At 47.2% G+C, this 17175-nt stretch carries 15 protein-coding genes and 1 pseudogene; 6 read left to right on the forward strand and 10 right to left on the reverse strand.

Translation table 11 applies throughout. The annotated features are described in order from the left end of the window. Window positions 1–115, reverse strand: a pseudogene (locus tag NH568_RS10765) (ISAs1 family transposase); the annotation flags it as partial. 133 nt (window positions 116–248) lie between these two features. Here NH568_RS10765 and NH568_RS10770 point away from each other — a divergent pair. Continuing rightward, complete coding sequence (locus NH568_RS10770; RefSeq protein WP_253047000.1) at window positions 249–1073, forward strand: EF-Tu/IF-2/RF-3 family GTPase; 825 nt, start codon at window positions 249–251, stop codon at window positions 1071–1073. A gap of 72 nt (window positions 1074–1145) precedes the next feature. Here the strand turns inward: NH568_RS10770 and NH568_RS10775 are convergent, their stop codons facing one another. Genes NH568_RS10775 through NH568_RS10790 form a run of 4 tightly spaced genes read right to left on the reverse strand, consistent with a single transcriptional unit; the run spans window position 1146 to window position 5484 of the window. After that, window positions 1146–2381, reverse strand: a complete 1236-nt coding sequence (locus tag NH568_RS10775) for a HAMP domain-containing sensor histidine kinase (protein WP_253047003.1) — start codon at window positions 2379–2381, stop codon at window positions 1146–1148. Beyond that, a complete protein-coding gene (locus tag NH568_RS10780; RefSeq protein ID WP_253047552.1) occupies window positions 2368–3048 on the reverse strand; it encodes a response regulator transcription factor in 681 nt (226 codons plus the stop codon). Before NH568_RS10780 ends, NH568_RS10775 begins: the two co-directional genes overlap by 14 nt. Next, complete coding sequence (locus tag NH568_RS10785; RefSeq protein ID WP_253047006.1) at window positions 3045–4403, reverse strand: glycosyltransferase family 39 protein; 1359 nt, start codon at window positions 4401–4403, stop codon at window positions 3045–3047. Before NH568_RS10785 ends, NH568_RS10780 begins: the two co-directional genes overlap by 4 nt. 31 nt (window positions 4404–4434) lie before the next feature. After that, window positions 4435–5484, reverse strand: coding sequence for a glycosyltransferase (locus NH568_RS10790; protein WP_253047009.1), 1050 nt, complete (start codon window positions 5482–5484; stop codon window positions 4435–4437). 126 nt (window positions 5485–5610) lie between these two features. On the opposite strand from NH568_RS10790, the gene NH568_RS10795 reads away from it, so the two are divergent. Then, window positions 5611–6000, forward strand: coding sequence for a GtrA family protein (locus NH568_RS10795; protein ID WP_253047011.1), 390 nt, complete (start codon window positions 5611–5613; stop codon window positions 5998–6000). 48 nt (window positions 6001–6048) lie between these two features. Here the strand turns inward: NH568_RS10795 and katG are convergent, their stop codons facing one another. Beyond that, a complete protein-coding gene (gene katG / locus NH568_RS10800; protein ID WP_253047014.1) occupies window positions 6049–8364 on the reverse strand; it encodes a catalase/peroxidase HPI in 2316 nt (771 codons plus the stop codon). Between the two features lie 581 nt (window positions 8365–8945). On the opposite strand from katG, the gene NH568_RS10805 reads away from it, so the two are divergent. Both NH568_RS10805 and yidD read left to right on the forward strand, forming a co-directional pair. Beyond that, the gene (locus NH568_RS10805) at window positions 8946–9395 is read left to right on the forward strand and encodes a nuclear transport factor 2 family protein (protein ID WP_253047017.1); all 450 of its coding nucleotides are present in this window, start codon (window positions 8946–8948) and stop codon (window positions 9393–9395) included. Window positions 9396–9411: 16 nt separating this feature from the next. Continuing rightward, a complete protein-coding gene (gene yidD, locus NH568_RS10810; RefSeq protein WP_253047021.1) occupies window positions 9412–9768 on the forward strand; it encodes a membrane protein insertion efficiency factor YidD in 357 nt (118 codons plus the stop codon). On the opposite strand, the gene NH568_RS10815 is transcribed toward yidD, so the two are convergent. Genes NH568_RS10815 through NH568_RS10825 form a run of 3 tightly spaced genes read right to left on the reverse strand, consistent with a single transcriptional unit; the run spans window position 9769 to window position 12939 of the window. After that, on the reverse strand, window positions 9769–11283 hold the full coding sequence (locus NH568_RS10815) for a polyamine aminopropyltransferase (RefSeq protein WP_253047024.1): 1515 nt from the start codon (window positions 11281–11283) through the stop codon (window positions 9769–9771). Beyond that, a complete protein-coding gene (locus NH568_RS10820) occupies window positions 11284–12102 on the reverse strand; it encodes a hypothetical protein (protein WP_253047027.1) in 819 nt (272 codons plus the stop codon). Window positions 12103–12114: 12 nt separating this feature from the next. Next, window positions 12115–12939 (reverse strand): DUF350 domain-containing protein, encoded by an 825-nt coding sequence (locus tag NH568_RS10825; RefSeq protein WP_253047030.1) that lies wholly within the window; start codon window positions 12937–12939, stop codon window positions 12115–12117. Window positions 12940–13273: 334 nt separating this feature from the next. Here NH568_RS10825 and NH568_RS10830 point away from each other — a divergent pair, with 334 nt between their 5' ends. Together NH568_RS10830 and NH568_RS10835 are read left to right on the forward strand one after the other, a co-directional pair. Next, window positions 13274–13726, forward strand: a complete 453-nt coding sequence (locus NH568_RS10830; RefSeq protein ID WP_253047033.1) for a hypothetical protein — start codon at window positions 13274–13276, stop codon at window positions 13724–13726. A 277-nt stretch (window positions 13727–14003) separates the two neighbouring features. Beyond that, the gene (locus NH568_RS10835; RefSeq protein ID WP_253047035.1) at window positions 14004–14735 is read left to right on the forward strand and encodes a DUF4328 domain-containing protein; all 732 of its coding nucleotides are present in this window, start codon (window positions 14004–14006) and stop codon (window positions 14733–14735) included. A 139-nt stretch (window positions 14736–14874) separates the two neighbouring features. On the opposite strand, the gene NH568_RS10840 is transcribed toward NH568_RS10835, so the two are convergent. Continuing rightward, on the reverse strand, window positions 14875–16938 hold the full coding sequence (locus NH568_RS10840; RefSeq protein WP_253047038.1) for a S9 family peptidase: 2064 nt from the start codon (window positions 16936–16938) through the stop codon (window positions 14875–14877). Window positions 16939–17175 lie beyond the last annotated feature (237 nt).

The following is a 17175-nucleotide window of genomic DNA, read 5'->3' on the forward strand; positions in this document are numbered from 1 at the left end:
CGCAACCGGATAAAACCGCCGAAATGATAAGAAACAAAACATCAGTAAGATCATGATGTTGATTGATAGAAGAACGCTTATCTTCAACAAGTTCAAGGTGGCTAAATAATGACATAATTAACAAGTAAATGGTGATAAAAGTGGGCGTTATTAGATCAGAAAAGCGGCGGGTGTTAAAGCCTTTTTACAAAGTGTGATCCCGCCGTGGTCAGGACCCCGATTTTAGCAGAGCATGCGACGAATACCTGATGTTATTGCGAGATTTCGACGTCAGTCACATCATAGTATTTATTAATAAGTGCGATTTGGAGCAGTACGACGAGCTAACGGGGCTTGTCGAGTCACTTGTAAGAGAGCAGCTTAATGGCTACGGGTTTGATGGTGACAACGCACCCGTGATTTATGGCTCGGCATTGCAAGCGCTTGAAGGCGTGCCCGTTTGGGAAAATAAAATACGAGACTTAATCAGGACGATGGATGACTATTTTATAGACCCTGTATTATTTAAAGACCAGCCTTTTGTGATGCCTGTCGAAGATATATTTACCTCGCCGCGTCGAGATACGCAAGCTTATAGCAGAATTGAGACGGGGACCATAAGAGTACATGACCCAATTGAGCTGGTTGGTATCAGAGATACACGACAGACAAGTTGCTCAAGCATTGATATTGGGGCCCACCCGCAAGAAAGGGTGAGTGCGGGGGATAGTGCGGCGATAGGCCTCAAAGGGATCCCACGCTCTGATATTGAAAGAGGGATGGTGCTTTGTAAATCGGGGACGCTGAAATCATGTCAACGTTTTGAAGCACGGGTTTATTGCTTGACCAGCAAAGAGGGCGGACGCAGAACCCTTTTACACAATGATTTTGAAGCTGACTTTAGTCTCCACTACCTTGACGTGGCAGGCACGGCGGGCTGGCCTCGGAACATTGAAATGATGATGCCAGGCGATGAGTTACATGTAACCGTCAGACTAAGTAAGTCTATGGCTGTAAAAATGGGTACGAAGTTTGAAATTCGTCAGCAAGGTCAGATTGTCGGTGTAGGGCACGTGACATGCCCCATTGATTGAACCGGGTTATCACACCAGATAATGGTGCTGATTGAGCACCAATAAAGTAGTAATGAGGTGTATGTCGCAAGATTAAGCGTGCTTATTTATGAGGACGGTTGCTTTACAGCCCTTTGAAGGGTTGTTTTCCAATCTAAACTCCCAGTGATATTTAGCGCAAATGTCTTCCACAATTTGTAATCCTACGCCGAAACCGTCGTAGCCTCTGGGTTTGTCTGTCAGTCCAATGCCGGAGTCAACAACTATAATGCTGGACTGGCTGACGAATAAGTCAACCTGTCCACCAAGTGTGCAGTTTATCGCGTTATCCAGCAGATTATGAATAAGTGTTCTAAGCAATACGGGTTCGCAATCAAGTTGACAGGGCTGCAGGAGCTTCCAGGATAAGTGCACCTGGTTTGCCTCACACTTTTTTTGCAAAGCCATAGTCATGTCCGACACCCAATCATCATCTACTTCAATAGATTGGTGAGTGATTTCGGGTTGCCGTGCCAGGCATAAGAAGGTATGGATGAGCTCATTGACTGTGTCCAGTGCTGCGTTGATCCCATTCAGTTGCTTATTGTTGCCACTGCGTTTTTGCAAAACGGAGACATTCCCTTTAATCGCCATCATAGGTGTGCGTAATTCATGGCTGACGTAGCGAGTAAACGTTTGTTCTCTGTGGAGCATCTGTTTCATACGGTGTCTATAGTGATTCACCGCGGTTTCAATTTGATAGATCTCCAGACAGCTGTTTCTCGTGACGATATCCGTATCACAATCATCTTTATCATGGTCGCTGATGTGATGCACTAACTCCTGAAGCGGCTTGGCGAGGTGTTCTGCCTGTAATCGAATAAGGTAGGTGGCGAGCAGAAACAACAGGATGCCTGCGGTGGCGATACCGAATTCGACAAATATGAGTTCTGTGTCATCCCACTCTACCGGGTTAACATCTTCCACGGCATAATAGATTTGCTCACCTGCCTCATGATCAATTGAATAAGCAAGGATACTGAACTCACTTTCATCATCAAGCTGGAGTGTAGTGATACCTGTCCACTGAGGGCTCAGTGAAGTTTGAATTTTGGACGGCAATATGTCGAACCCTGCGTACAGGGTTAGTAGTGGATTCACCTGGTATTGTGTGAAAGGCACTTTTGCCAGTTTGTCTAAGTGATAAGGGGCAACAATCGCCAAGCGGTGTTCACTACTGCGGTTCTCGGTGTACATAATAATCGTGCTGAGTATGAGCGAATACACAGAAATTAGTAGCACGGCACCAAGCCAGGTCGCCCGAAATAATTGTCGTTTAAGTGTCTTCATCAGATATCAGCTTATAACCAAATTTTGGGACGGTTTGCAGCATGTCGAATGCAAAAGGTTTATCAAGTGCTGTTCTGAGTTGATAAATATGTCGCCTTAGCAGGTCGTGATCGGGGACTTCATCTGGCCATAAGGTACGTTCCAGTAATTCTCGGCTCACCGGGTTTGGGCTATGTTCAGCCAGTGTGACCAAAATTTTATAACCGCTCGGGTTGAGCTTAATTGTGCGCTCAGCACGCTTTACTTCGCGGTTAGGCAGGTCAATGTGCAAAGTACCGGTTGTAAGTTGAGTTTTATATCCTCCACCATGAGTACGGCGGAGCACAGCCTTTATACGTGCTTCGAGTAGCATCAGGTCGAATGGTTTAACGATATAATCATCCGCGCCGCAGTTCAGCCCGGTGAGCGTGTCTTGTTGTGTGTCTCTGGCTGTAAGCATAATAATCGGGGTACTGGTACCCTGCTGGCGCAACCGCTGACATACTTCTATGCCATCCAACCCAGGCAGCATGATATCCAAAATAATACAGTCGTAGTCGCCTGTAGTAGCCAGCTGCAGACCCATCAGGCCGTTGGATGAGTAATCCATCACATAATCAGGTGCTTCAAAATAGTCGAATAGGGTTTCTGCGACTTGCTGCGCATCTTCAATCAGTAATATGTTCACAGGTTTGTTGGGGAGCATGTCAGTAATATACCTTGTTGGCTTTTATTGATGGTCTTACAGTTATGACGCTGAGGCAGTTGTATCTCCTCTTGCTGCTCATGGGTAAGTACAAGATAGTTGTGCTTTTGAGTCTTAATTTTAGCCATTAGTTCAGCTTTATTGGCAATCAATTTTGCTTGCCCGCAACTATAAAATCGTGCAGAAAAAGGGCGTTTTTCCAGGTAGTACACTGGCATTGTTGGACACGGTGTGGCGATCAGTGATAACAACGTCTTTTCTGAATGCCTGTTTCCTGAGTCGAAAACAACCAGAGTGGTTACGCCTGTGTAGAGCACAGTACAAACAAGACCGATGTTCAGCAACAGAGCACGTTGCGTTATAAACTTGGCCATCAGTAAAGCAAATGCGGGTAGACCTGGCAAAACATATGCTGTCAGTATATTACTGGCAAAGGTAAACAGCAGCATAGGTGCAACGGCCCAGCCTATCAGGTAGCGGCTGAACTCATTTTGACAGTCTGTTTTTAGCTGCTGTGGGCGTGTGAATAAGTGCCAGATCAAAATAAAAGACCAGGGGCAGGCAACTAGCAGCCAGAACAACCAGATCTTACCTTTGGGCTCGACATGGGCACTTCCATATAAGTCTCCCTGCCAGCCAGGTTCTAAAAAGCGTTGAATATGCTCTCCTACAATAAAGTAGTTGATAAATCCGGGAGTTTTCAATTCGGCTAGTACATACCAGGGTAGGCAGGTCATCACGAATATGGCCAGCCCGGTTAACCAGGGGAGAGAGTATAAAGCGGGTAGTAAGCATCTTTGCCAGAGACCCCAAACACACAAGGCAATACCAATAATAACGACGGCGACAGGACCTTTGATAAGCATGCCTAAACCACAGGCAAAGAAAAACACGAGACCAGCAACATAGTTTCTTTCGCTGTAACTGAGCCAGAAGCTGGTCATGGCCAGGGTGCAGCTAAATAACAAAGCGGGGTCAGTCATAACCATGCCAATCGCGACATAGAAGCCAAAACAGCTGGTGAGAATGAGCACACTGCTGGTAGCGTATTGATCCCCAGCCTGTCGTTTGGCAAAAACGTAAATCAGCAGGGTGCTCATCAGCCCCATAAGCCAATGTGCAAAGCGTGCACTCCATTCATGAATGCCAAACAGCTCAAAGCTTAATGCCGTGATCCAGGTGTGTGCTGGAGGCTTGCCCCAAAAAGGAATACCTACTTCAAACCAGGGGGTGATCCAGTCCTGGCTTTGCACCATCAGACGTGCAATCTCTGCATAACGGGCCTCCGTGGTGTCATAGAGCGGATACAGACCTAGTGTGAATAAACGGATCAGCATTAGTACTGCTGCACATAAAAGTAGCGCATGACTAGGCCTCATGGATATTCTCCTGCGTCGGAGCGGGACGGAAATGATCTGTCATAACCAAGTAGACTGGACGTTGTTTGGCTTCTGTAAAGAGCCGAGCAATATACTCACCCAGAATGCCAATGGCGATCAGCTGAACGCCGCCAAGCGCCAACAGGGTGAGCATGATACTGGGGTATCCGGGCACGGCCTCACCAAAGACGACTGTTTTGATCACCACCCAGGTTGCGAATAAAAAGGCATAACATGAGATCAGAGCACCGACCCAGGTAGCAAACCTCAGCGGTTTAACGCTGAATGAAGTAATTCCAGACAATGCTAACCTGACCAACTGAAAATAACTCCACTTTGTTTCTCCAGCAATGCGTTCGGGGCGTTCAAACTCTAAAGTCACCTGATTAAAGCCGGGCCAACTCATTAAGCCTTTCATGTAACGATTGCGTTCAGGCAATTGTTTTATAGCCTCAACGACAGTGCGGGAGAGTAAGCGAAAGTCACCCACATCTTTCTCCACCGGGCTATCTGACACCCAGTTTAGTAATCGATAATAGGCATGTGCACTGGCTTTTTTAAACCAAGATTCGCCATGCCGATATGCCCGCTTCATATTGACAATATCCGCCCCTTCAAGCCAGCTGTTGATCATGCTGGGGATCAGTTCAGGCGGGTCTTGCAGGTCGGCATCAAGCAAGATCACCGCATCTCCCTGAGCATGTTCGAGCCCGGCGGTGAGTGCAGCTTCCTTACCAAAGTTACGACTCAGACGGATAGCGCGAACATCACAGTATTGGTTATCCAGGTTTTGTGTAATGTCCCATGAGGCGTCGATGCTGCCATCATCTATGTATACGATTTCAAACCGGACGTGCCTGAGTGAGGCTATGACAACGCTGACTCTATGGTGAAGTGCTGCCAGTACGGCTTGTTCATTATAAAGAGGAACGACCAGGCTGATTAAGTGCTTGGGCTTATCCGAATCTGCATGTGCCGTGTTGCTATGGCTATTTTTGAATCGAGGGGTTCTGTACTCTGCCAGTGACAGTGGTTGCATGGGTGTGCCTCCTTTAGTTAGTCAACAGCAGTCTAAACCCGGTCAGGTCTAAAAAATGTCCACATTGACACGACCTTTTTTGGACATGCCCATAGTTACAATGCCCGTGATGGAAAAGGGGATGGTATGGTATTAACAAGGTTCTTTGTGATAGGCACACTGGGGTGTGTGGTTGATTTCCTGTTTTTTCAGCTGCTGCTCTTATTCAAAGTAGAGCTATTGGTGGCCAGGCTACTCGCTTTTTGGGTCGCGATGGGATTTACCTGGTTTGGTAACCGGCTATATACGTTCAGAGTATACGGAGCAAAGTGGGCTCAGTTTGTCCGCCATGTTCTCAGTGGCCATGTTTCGGGATTAATGAATCTCAGTGCTTTTTATCTGGTGAGCTTATCTCAGTCCAGTCAGATTGCGTTTTTGCTTGGCGTCATTTTAGGAGCGAAGGCGAACTATTTGTTAAGCAAAATGTGGGTTTTTGTGTCTGCAACTCAGCAAAATTCAAGAGCAGATAGAGGCTAGCTTAAGCGTCAGTACCTGTAATGACAGGCACTGACAACTGGGGTGTAATTATAGCTGATGGCGCAAATCAAAGCGGTCCAGCTGCATCACTTTATGCCAGGCTTTGACAAAGTCCTCTGCAAACTTTTTCTGGGCGTTGTCATAGGCATAGACTTCGGCTACGGCGCGCAGCTCTGAGTTTGAGCCAAAGATCAAATCCACACTGGTGGCCGTAAAGCGCTTTTTGCCCGTGCTGCGGTCTATGCTCTCGTACAAACCTGCCTGGCTGGTTTTTTGCCACTGATGAGACATGCTCAACAGGTTGACGAAAAAGTCGTTGCTGAGTGTGCCTACTTTGTCAGTGAATACGCCGTGCTGAGAGCCCATCGCATTGGCACCCAGTACACGTAACCCACCCAGAAGTACCGTCATTTCTGGTACAGTCAGGTTCAGCTGATCGGCTTTATCAACCAGCATCTCGGTTGGTGAGCGATAGCTGGCGTTCACGTCAAAGTAGTTTCTGAACGCATCCGCTTTTGGTTCAAGCAGCGCGAATGATTCCACATCGGTTTGTGCCTGGGTCGCATCTGTGCGCCCTGGGGTAAAGGGCACAGACACCGTAATACCGGCGTTTTTAGCTGCCTGTTCAACCGCGGCGGCGCCTGCCAACACAATCACATCGGCCATTGAGACTTGCTTAGCCCCACCTGCCGCGCGGTTAAAGCGCGCCTGTACAGCTTGTAACTGATTTAAAACTGACGATAGTTCGTCTGGGTTGTTAACTGGCCAGTCTTTTTGCGGTGTCAGCATAATTCGGGCGCCGTTGGCACCACCGCGCATATCCGAGGCACGGAAGCTGGCAGCAGAGGCCCAGGCGGTGCGAATAAGTGCAGGTACGCTGATCCCCGTTTGCAGAATATCCTGTTTGATTGCTTTGGCATCGGCTTCATTAATTAAAGCATGATCAACTGCCGGGACGGGATCTTGCCAGATTAACGCTTCATCAGGCGCGGTGTTACCCAGGTAGCGGGCACGCGGGCCCATGTCTCGGTGTGTGAGTTTGTACCAGGCTTTGGCAAAGGCCAGGCGGTATTCTTCCGGGTTGGCCAAAAAGCGCTCGGCAATTTTGCGATACTCAGGGTCATACTTGAGTGCCAGATCGGCCGTGGTCATTACCGGTGAGTTGAACTTCCCTTTAACATGCGCATCGGGTACTGAGGTATGCAACGCTTCATCGGTTGGGATCCACTGAATTGCGCCACCCGGGCTGCGTGTTTTCTGCCATTCAAAGTTCAGCAGGTTTTGCAGGTAGAGTGTGGTCCAGCGGGTCGGTGCCTGAGTCCAGGCGCCTTCCAGACCACTGGTGACGGTATCTTCGGAGTGGCCTTTACCACATTTGTTTTTCCAGCCAAGGCCTTGCTCTTCAATCGCTGCAGCACCGGGTTCTTTACCCACACATTTACTGGCTTTATGCGCGCCGTGCATTTTACCAAAGGTGTGACCACCGGCGATCAGCGCCACGGTTTCTTCGTCATTCATGGCCATACGAGCAAACGCCACGCGGATATTTCTGGCCGAGCCTGCCGGATCGGGCTTGCCTTTAGGGCCTTCCGGATTCACGTAGATTAAGCCCATATGTGTTGCACCAAGCGGGCGTTGTAATTTGCCATCTTTTTCTTCACGATCGCTGGCAAGCATTTCAACCTCTGGACCCCAGTAGACTAAGTCCGGTTCCCAGTCGTCCGTGCGTCCACCGGCGAAGCCATAAGTTTTAAAGCCCATGTTTTCAAGGCCAACGGTGCCGGCCAAAATCATCAAATCGCCCCAGGAAATTTGCTCACCATACTTTTGCTTAAGCGGCCACAACAGGCGCTTGGCTTTATCCAGATTGCCATTGTCTGGCCAGCTGTTGAGCGGGTCAAAGCGCATCTGGCCGCCATCACCACCACCACGACCATCTAATGTACGATAGGTACCCGAGCTGTGCCAGGCCAGGCGAATAAACAGTGGCCCGTAGTTGCCCCAGTCAGCTGGCCACCAGTCTTGTGACGTGGTAAGCAGCGCGTTCATATCACGCTTCAGCGCTGCCATGTCTAACTGATTGAATGCCATGGCATAGTCAAAATCTTCACCAAGCGGGTTGGAGCGGCCGTCGTGGTCGCGCAGAGGAGACAGATCAAGTTGATCCGGCCACCAAAACTGATTGGATTTGGCCACGCCCATAGGTACAGTGCCGCTTCCAACAGCACCTTTCGGTTTGCTGATCTCGCCATTAGACTGGCCGCCTTGTTGCAAGTCGTCGTTGCTGGCGCAGGCGCTGAGGCCCGTTACCGCTAAACTTACCAGCGCAGCCAATGCTGATTTTTGAAATATTTTTGTGGTCATAGTGGTTACCTTATTTTTTTAAAACGCCTGCCGACCAGCCAAACCCTACCCAGCCGTCAGTACATCTACTTAATTCTCAGCGAGTATAGTTACGGGTTTGCAAAATTGTTAATGGAATTTATAGATGCTCGTATTCGTAAAAATCAATGGTTGTATTTTTGGTGCATAAGGCGCTGCTGGTTAAGGTTGTCAGATGTAAAGTGACAGGCAGGTTGAAAGGGGAGCGGAAAGCCAAAAAAGCCTAAAGATGATACATTTACACGTTTCGACCCAATGACCTTCGATGTGTATGAGATAAGGCAATATCTATTTCAAAGTACCGTTAACTCCCATTGGCGTATAGTTAATGCCTTTTACCGCATACAAGCTTGAGCAGTGTCGGCTTTGCTGTTAGGTTTTTAGACACAATCAGGCTGTGACTTTTCGTTGCAAATCTGGCTGTAGTTCGGAGAAACCAGTACGCAGTTGCTTGACAATGATTTTAAAAAAGATCGTATGACTCGTACTCAGTTATGAAACCGACAAGTATTTTTAAATGCATGATCTAAGCACTATACACTCTAAAATAGGAATTTATAACAATGAAGTTATTTTCAATAACCATGGCAGCGTTTGCTTTACTTTTCTCATCATTTAGCCGCAGTGAAGCGATTACCGGGGAAGAGTATCAGGCTGTTGTAGATACGGCTTACATGTATTTTAATGGTGCGGCGAAGGGCGACCAGGACATGCTGGCAAAAGCCTTTGATCAGGAGTTTGGTCATGTCAAAATGATCCGAGTAGACAGTGAGACCAAAGAAGAGACAATCAGAACGGTCCCGTTGAAAGAGTTTTCAGGCTATTTTAAGAAAGCGACCAAGGATAAATGGGAGGCTGATATTTTATCTGTCGATATCGTGGATAATAAAATGGCTATAGTAAAGATGGATTTTCATACACCAAAAACGCACTATATAGATTATCTGGTGATGTATAAGCGTGAAGGCGCTTGGCGAATTGTGACTAAAACGTTTGTCGCCAAGAGTAAGTAATAGTCCGGGAACTGCCATGGATTACCTGACAATATTATTGATCCGATTTTATCAACGTTTTATTTCTCCACATAAAGGGTTTCGGTGTGCCCATGCGGCTGTCCACCGGGGTGAGAGTTGCTCACATGCTGTGTTGACCATTGTAAAAGAAGATGGCCTTTGGGGAGGGTATCGCAAGATAAGGGCACGGATGCGCGCATGTAAGCAAGCTTATCTCATGCTTGAGCAATCAGCGTCAAAAGACAGGCGAAAAAAAGACGAGAGCCGTTGCGACTGCTGCGACCCAAGTGCGGGTTGTGATATTGCCAGCTGTGGTGGCAGAGGGAAAAGCTGTGATGCGGCAGATCTGTCTTGTGATTGCTGGCCGTTTTAGCTAGTTCCAGTATTTCCAGCCATCGAGGTAGTAGTAGAGCACATGGGGTTGATCCAGACTGCTGATCTTACTGTGGGTGTTATGCATATCAGCCGGAAACGTCAATAATAAGGGTTCAATATCAGGATTGTAAAAGCGCGTATCGGGCAGCGCATTGGGTTGTAATTCGCAAGCTGCTTTGCAGGCCATGATAAACCCCCAGTTGCCAAATGAAGGGACATCCACATGATAAGGGGTGACGGAGTGAAAACCCACCGACGCTGCCGTATTATGAATTGACCAAAATGCCTGCCTGGCAAAATAGGGGCTGGTTGCCTGAGTAACCATAATTCCATGTGCATCAAGACGGTGCTTTACCAGGGTATAGAACTGCTTACTGTATAACCTGGCCAGACTAATGGTTTTCGGATCCGGTAAATCCACCACAATCAGGTCGTATTTGTCGGGTGTGTCTGTCAGGTAGACAAACGCATCATGATTGATCACTGTTACTTTGGGGTCGTGCAAGGCGTTTTGGTTAAGCTGTTTGAGATGAAAATTGCTGCGGGCAAGCGCAGCTACCGCCGGATCCAGGTCAACCAGGGTAATGGATTCAATATCAGGATACTTGAGCAGCTCCCTGGTTGCCAGGCCGTCACCACCGCCCAAGATCAGGACGTTCCGAGTTGCTGTTTGCCGTTGCATTGGCAGGTGGATAAGTGACTCATGATAGCGATACTCGTCAATGGCAGAAAACTGCAAGCCGCCATTTAAATACAGACGTACGTCCTCTTTGTGTTTAGTCATGATAAGCTGCTGATACCGTGACTGTTCACTGTGTACAATACGGTCTTCAAACACGGTTTCGTTCCAGTGATGATTTAACTCTTTACTGAATAACATCAACCCTGCGAGTGTCAGTAACACCAGGATCAGGAGCCACCTCAACAGGCTTGCCTGCCCCTTTGGAAATTGAGCGTAAAAATACCACAGTAAAGTTAAGGCGATAGACAGATTAATAAGACCAAACAGCAGTGATGTTTTGAACACGCCAAGCCAGGGCAGCAGTGCCAGCGGAAAAACCAGAGTGGCGATTAACGCGCCCAGATAATCAATAGACAACACATTCGCCAGGTTCACCTTTAAGGTATAGTGCTTTTCCATCAGCCGTGACAGCAGCGGAATTTCAAGGCCCACAAAAATCCCAATCAGAGCGGTGAGCGCAACCGACATGCTCTGAAAATGCCAGCCCTGAGCATAACAAAAATACAGTAAGGGCACTGAACTGCCACCAACCAGCGCCAGCATAAGCTCGTACACAATAAATTGCGTCAGCAGTGTGTTATCAGTGACCCACTTAGACAGGTACGAGCCCACGCCCATAAACGCCATATAGACGCCAATGGTAATGGAAAACTGCGTCACACTGTCGCCAAGAAAATAGGCACCCGTCGTCGCAATCAGTAGCTCATAGACAATAGAGCATAAGCCGGCAATAAAGATGCTAAACAGCAGAATATGGCTTTCTCTGAGCACTTATTTACCACCCCGGCCACTGCCACCACGGAGATTAGCACCGGATAAGCTTTGCTGACGAATACTGCGATCAACCGTCACTTGGGACTTACCATAGGCATAGCTGATGTAATTAATGTCATCGTCATTTTTATACGCCCAGCTGAACATCAAGGCAAATAGTCCGAGGGAGAAACACCAGGCGTACAGAGGCGCACGAGAGGGGCGGGCTTGATCGCCAAGCGGGTTGTGACCATAGGGCCTTTTGTTACAGGTTGTTTTGCCTGACAAGGGTTCATCATTTTCATAGCGATTGATTAATAGTGCCAGGCAGCCAACAGCGATAATCCCTGCAATAAATTGTAGAGGAAGCAAGGTATCTGCATCTCCCCGAATGGGGACCACACGAAAGGTGTATCGGGTGTTGTTCAATTTTTGGCTATAGCTGCTAGCGTCTGTCAGGTACAGATGGTGGGTGCCTTTGTTCGCAAAGCGGATCTCAAATGAAGCAGCGGTTTTTCTTTCGGTCCAGTGTCCCTCCGAATCTCTGCCAGATTCAGACCACAGCTCATCCTGATAGCTAAACAGGTAAGTGCCATCGGCCTGATAGACTTCCATATCCATGGCTTTCCAGGAGTTCATTTTCATCATGCCCCTGATTTCAAAGCGCATCATTTGGCCGTCTTCAGGTACGTCGAACTGATAGGCTTTATCCTGATTGGTATACTCTGTGCTCTTGGCAAAAGGCACCTGAGCGACAGGTTCTTCTAGCATCGTTCGACTAATGAAGCATAAAATAAAAATCACCAGGGCCAGGAAAAAGGTTTTTATCACACTCATAAAATGTCCTTTTTAAAGTGTGTAGAAAATTGCCACGGCAACCGATACGGCCACGCTCGCTTCAATTAAAGAAACCGCGGTATTGCCCTGGGCGATGGCCTTATTGACTCTCACCCCTGGCATCAGCACTAAATCAGTCAGTAAGCGCACTACGGGGAGTAACACCAGCGCAATGGCTGCGTCGATAAAAAATAGTGTAATGCTGTGTGACCAGTTCTCGAAAGCGCCGCGCAGTGCGTGAAACAAGATAATACCGGTGGCAATTTTGGTTGCAGCAAAACTGACGGCCGCCGCCATATTGTTGTTTTGCAGCTCCTGGTGCAGGTCAAAATGCGTCAGGGCATCATATAGTCTGCTTGCTACCAGCAGAACCAGCTGAGCGAGCAAATAAAATACAATGGCCGAGGCAAAACTCCCTTCACCTTTCAAAGCCCCTGCGATAATTAATCCGGCGCTGATGTAACTGGCAAATTGCGCGACTCCAACCGGCAGATTCTGATGAGTGATAAGTTGTGTGGTGTTACAAAACTTAGGCAACAGCAGCTTGTCGTTAATCACTCGTGTTACCACCAATAACCCAAGCCCCACCAGTGAGTAAAGACTTACATTGATGAGGTCGGTCAGCAGGCCTTTACTCGGTCCCTGAAGGACTGCTACATACATCATAGTGACTGCAATTAAGAAACCACTGATTGATGTTGCCAAAGCCAGGTTTTTGTTCTGTTCAATTTCTGTGAAGGTGTTGTACGAAGTAGTCGCGTTATAGAGCCATTTTGCGACAAATAGCACCACAAGAAAGAGCCCGAAGTAGCTCAGTTCAGCCAAAGGGAAGTCCATGTTTGTTTCCGTATTTTACCCAAGAATGTACAAGCGGGCGATTTTAGCACAGAAAAAAAACGAGTAAATTCTTTTAATATTGCGCTACTTCATGGTGGCTGTCCCCGATTTATGTGATGATGAAGATCAGGTGTGTCTTGATAGCTATTGGAACGGATTGATGTTTTTAGATGTTTTACAAAAGGGCTATTTGAGTGAATCTCAAGGCTACACAGGTTTAATTTTATGGCTTGGAGGGGGCAAGCGCTCCCAGTCGGCGCGGCGACTGGGATGTTTGTCCACTTTTTTCCGATTGTCATCGCAGCATTGAAGAACAAATTAAGGGCGTTGTGTAATGGGTAAAGCGAATGCGGATAAATCGAGCTTAATTCGAGTTCTATTGATTGCCGTGAGTTTGGTAGTTTCCATTATCTTTGGCTATATCAACTCAGCTAATACCCAGAAGGTTATAGCTGAGGAGGTCAGTCAACTAACTACAGGATTTCCAGAACAGGCTGAACTGGGCAGGATATTTGATGATCATTCCCGGATCGTACTTAGTATCAGCTTTTATAATATGCCAGTTGATAAAGATGAATTCGAACAGAGGAAAGTTTTTTATAAAAACAAAGTGCGCAGCTATATATGTACGAATTCTGTGTTTTATAAAAAGCTGACACAAGAGCCCTCTGCAAAAAGGGTCAATTCCAAGCCTTTTCGGTTAGAAGTAGAGCTGTCGAGTGCGGAGCCAGATCAAGCGATGGGGTTGTTGAGTTTGACGATGGAAATGTGTGAAGCCTACCGTTAGAGTGAATAGGGACTGCACAGATTCAGCCTTCTTTATAATTAGCCTGATACTTCCTACACTAAGCGAAGATATTACCCCTTCATATGCCAGATATGCCAGGGTGGGGGCTTGCGGAAAGCTCATAGGGATATTTTTATTTTATTCACAATAATTTAAACTTTTATATTGGCACAGCTATTTTGTATTTCACTATCAAAGAATGAGAGAATACCTAGTCATTCACAAGCTCAGCGCAAACCGCTGCTTCAAAAAATACTAATAATATCGAGAAGTTATTATGCAAAATGAAAGTTTCAAGGACGCCACTCGCCTAACAAAGTGGGTACGTTATATGCTGCTGGCTCAGATTTTAATGGCGATAGTGTCATTAGTGTCTCACAATCTTGAGTTCCATTTATTGTCTGATTATGAGGAAGGGGTGTATTTTTCTCAAGAGCGGGCAATAGCAGCAGACGAAGCAAATGATCAACGTCAACAAATCGTAGCTATTTTTTACTTACTGGTTTTTAGTATATCTGGATTCTTAATTCTAAAATGGATCCATCGGGCCAATTATAACGCGCGTCAGTTGGGTGCAGAGAAAATGGAATTTACTCCAGGCTGGTCAATTGGGTATTTCTTTATCCCTGTTCTGTCTCTGTGGAAACCCTATCAGGCGATGAAAGAGATTTGGAAAACCAGCCATAACCCTACAAACTGGGTATTCGAGGGAGTAGGCTCGATTGTAGGTATATGGTGGTTTTTGTGGATCACGTCTACTATCGTGGGCCAACTTTCATTCCGTTTGTCATTGGATGCGGAAGAGCTTTCAGAGTTTATCACAGCAAACCTTGTTGCACATGTTGCAGAGGTGATTGCCATACTACTTGCTGTGGTCACGTTAAGGCTTATTGAATCTATCCATAAAGCACAAGTAACTGCATACCCTGACGTTGAACTATTTGAGAGTGAGGGGACATTAATACCAAATGAAAAGACTGAGAGTGAAGCGCACAACCCTGATCCATAATTGTGAACCGATTTGGACCAGAGTAACTACTTATAAAAAGTGAATGCCGCTTTTATAAAAGCACCTCATAGGGTGAGGAAACCCAGTTGACTGATTGCCAAGTTTAAACGCCACCCGCCATGCGGGTGGCTGCAAAGATTTAGTCTTCTTTGTTGTCGGTTCTGTACTTCTCAAACCAGGCCAGGATATTACCCACTTTACGTGCCAGGTTGGAGGGTTTGGCGGCAATGCCGTGGTAGGCGCCCTGAATACGCACAAAAGCGCTGTCTACGCCTTGCAGTCGCAGCGCCCCATAATACTGCTCACTTTCGCTCATCGGTGTGCGGACATCTAGCTCGCCAGTCAGTACCATAGTGGGCGTCTTGACATTGCCAACCAGAGAAAGTGGTGAACGGTTCCAGTATTGCTGGTAATCGTTCCAGGGCAGGTCGCTAAACCAGTATTTGGTCATAAAGGTGTAGATGTCGGACGCACCTATCATACTGGTCCAGTTGATCACGGGTTTTGCAACAACCGATGCCTGGAAGCGATCTGTTTTACCTATGATCCAGGCTGTTAATGTACCGCCGCCTGAGCCACCGGTGACAAATAAGTTCTCTTCGTCAACATACCCTTTTGCAATGACGCCATCGACCATGTCCATCAGGTCGTTGTAATCCTCTGACGGGTAGTTCTTGTCAATCTGGTTGGCAAAGTCAGCGCCCATCGAGGTAGAGCCTCTTGGGTTTCCGTAAACCACGACGTAACCTGCGGCTGCGAATAACTGGACTTCGGTTGAAAATTCAGGGCCATATGCGGTGTGTGGTCCGCCGTGAATTTCCAGGATGAGTGGGTATTTCTTACTCGGGTCAAAATTAGGTGGAGTCACAATCCAGGCTTGCAGGCGTCTGCCATCCACACTGCTGTTTACTTCCATCAGCTGGGGTTTATTCAGTGTTTTATGATCGAAAACGTCACTGTTCAGATCGGTCAGTTGTGTCACTTTACCGCGCTTATTGACGACTGCCAGATCGGCCGGGCGTACTCCGGTTGACTGAGTATAAACAATCTGGCCATTGTCGGTCACATCGTAATGACCTGATGTGTAGGGGCGTCCCAGGCTCATGCCGCCCAATGCATCGGTTTTGGTTTTGATTTTGCCGGACAGCGACACATAAGCGACGTGTTTTTTGCCATCATTATCGTGGCTAAAATACAGCCCTTTGCTGTTATCGGCCCATTTTACATTGCCAACACTGCGGTCCAGGTCGGGAGTGAGTCGCTTGATGTCAGAACCATCCGGGTTCATAACATACAATTCGACAATCTGATTGGATTTGCCATTGTCCTCAAAGCCTGTGAAGGCCACTTTCTTGCCATTCGGACTCATCTGAGGGCCACTTTCGGGGCCTGACATATCGGTCAGCTTAGTGACCTTTGAACTCAGGATATCAATGGCCATCAAATCGCTATTGAAAACATCAAACTCCGCGTTTTCGCGGGTATTGGCCGACACGATGATCTGTTTACTGTCGTGTGTCCAGGCCAATGAACCAGCGTAATCATGGGCACCTGAAGTAATTTGTCTGGGTGCACCACCAATTGCTGGCACCACATAAACCTGCATATTTCCGGGGCGTTTCATGCCCGCACCATCGCGCTGGAACAGAGTTTTGTCAATATATTGTGCATTATCAGCCCACTTGGCGCCTTTTGGTTTAAAATCCAGGCTAAATAGTGGCGCAGACTTACCAGGCGTAAACATTGAAAAAGCCAGCTGCTTACCATCAGGAGAGAAACTCATGTTACTTGGCGTCATGTTGACATCTGTGATTCGTGCAGTAAGGCCAGACTCCAGGTCGCGTAGATAGATCTGAACTTTTCCTTCTTTACTGGACAGATATGCCATCTTGGTGCCATCCGGCGAAAATACCGGGTTGAAGTGGTTTTTGGTATCTGATAGCAAAGGTAAGTGTTTTTTACCGTCCAGAGACACGGTCCACAGGTTTCTTCTCAGGCTGTCAGTCATGATATCCATGCTGCGTCGCTCATAGACAACCTGTTTACCATCTGGCATGACCACGGGATTGGCGGCGTATTCAATGTTGAATATATCCTGATAGGTGAGCGTGTTATTTATCTCTTGCTCGCCGGGTCCTTTTGCAAATACCGAACCTGTCAGGGCAAGTGCGATACAAGACGTCAAAATCGAAAGCTTAGTCATTGGCTTAGTACTCTACTCGTTATTGTTGTTGGCCGTTCACACACCTGTGAGCGAGTTAAACAGCCTCTCAGTACAAACCCTATTTATGATATGTTGTAACACCTTTTGGAATAGATACGCGGTAAGTGGGCGAATTTATCCGATGTTTCACTTAAGTGCCGGGAAATTGGGCATTAAAAAGTTTGATATCTGCAAGTGTGGCAAGGTATCTTTCGCCCTGTTGTTTAGCCTGACGCG

The sequence above is a fragment of the Pseudoalteromonas sp. XMcav2-N genome (assembly GCF_024124545.1).
In the GTDB taxonomy this organism is placed as follows: domain Bacteria; phylum Pseudomonadota; class Gammaproteobacteria; order Enterobacterales; family Alteromonadaceae; genus Pseudoalteromonas.

Excerpts from the sequence above, each read along its gene's own strand:
- katG (WP_253047014.1), bottom strand. The coding sequence starts at position 8,364 with ATGACCACAAAAATATTTCAAAAATCAGCATTGGCTGCGCTGGTAAGT.
- NH568_RS10840 (WP_253047038.1), bottom strand. The coding sequence starts at position 16,938 with ATGACTAAGCTTTCGATTTTGACGTCTTGTATCGCACTTGCCCTGACA.
- NH568_RS10785 (WP_253047006.1), bottom strand. The coding sequence starts at position 4,403 with ATGCTGATCCGTTTATTCACACTAGGTCTGTATCCGCTCTATGACACC.
- NH568_RS10795 (WP_253047011.1), top strand. The coding sequence starts at position 5,611 with ATGGTATTAACAAGGTTCTTTGTGATAGGCACACTGGGGTGTGTGGTT.
- NH568_RS10770 (WP_253047000.1), top strand. The coding sequence starts at position 249 with ATGTTATTGCGAGATTTCGACGTCAGTCACATCATAGTATTTATTAAT.
- NH568_RS10790 (WP_253047009.1), bottom strand. The coding sequence starts at position 5,484 with ATGCAACCACTGTCACTGGCAGAGTACAGAACCCCTCGATTCAAAAAT.
- NH568_RS10835 (WP_253047035.1), top strand. The coding sequence starts at position 14,004 with ATGCAAAATGAAAGTTTCAAGGACGCCACTCGCCTAACAAAGTGGGTA.
- NH568_RS10825 (WP_253047030.1), bottom strand. The coding sequence starts at position 12,939 with ATGGACTTCCCTTTGGCTGAACTGAGCTACTTCGGGCTCTTTCTTGTG.
- NH568_RS10820 (WP_253047027.1), bottom strand. The coding sequence starts at position 12,102 with ATGAGTGTGATAAAAACCTTTTTCCTGGCCCTGGTGATTTTTATTTTA.
- NH568_RS10805 (WP_253047017.1), top strand. The coding sequence starts at position 8,946 with ATGAAGTTATTTTCAATAACCATGGCAGCGTTTGCTTTACTTTTCTCA.
- NH568_RS10775 (WP_253047003.1), bottom strand. The coding sequence starts at position 2,381 with ATGAAGACACTTAAACGACAATTATTTCGGGCGACCTGGCTTGGTGCC.
- yidD (WP_253047021.1), top strand. The coding sequence starts at position 9,412 with ATGGATTACCTGACAATATTATTGATCCGATTTTATCAACGTTTTATT.
- NH568_RS10830 (WP_253047033.1), top strand. The coding sequence starts at position 13,274 with ATGGGTAAAGCGAATGCGGATAAATCGAGCTTAATTCGAGTTCTATTG.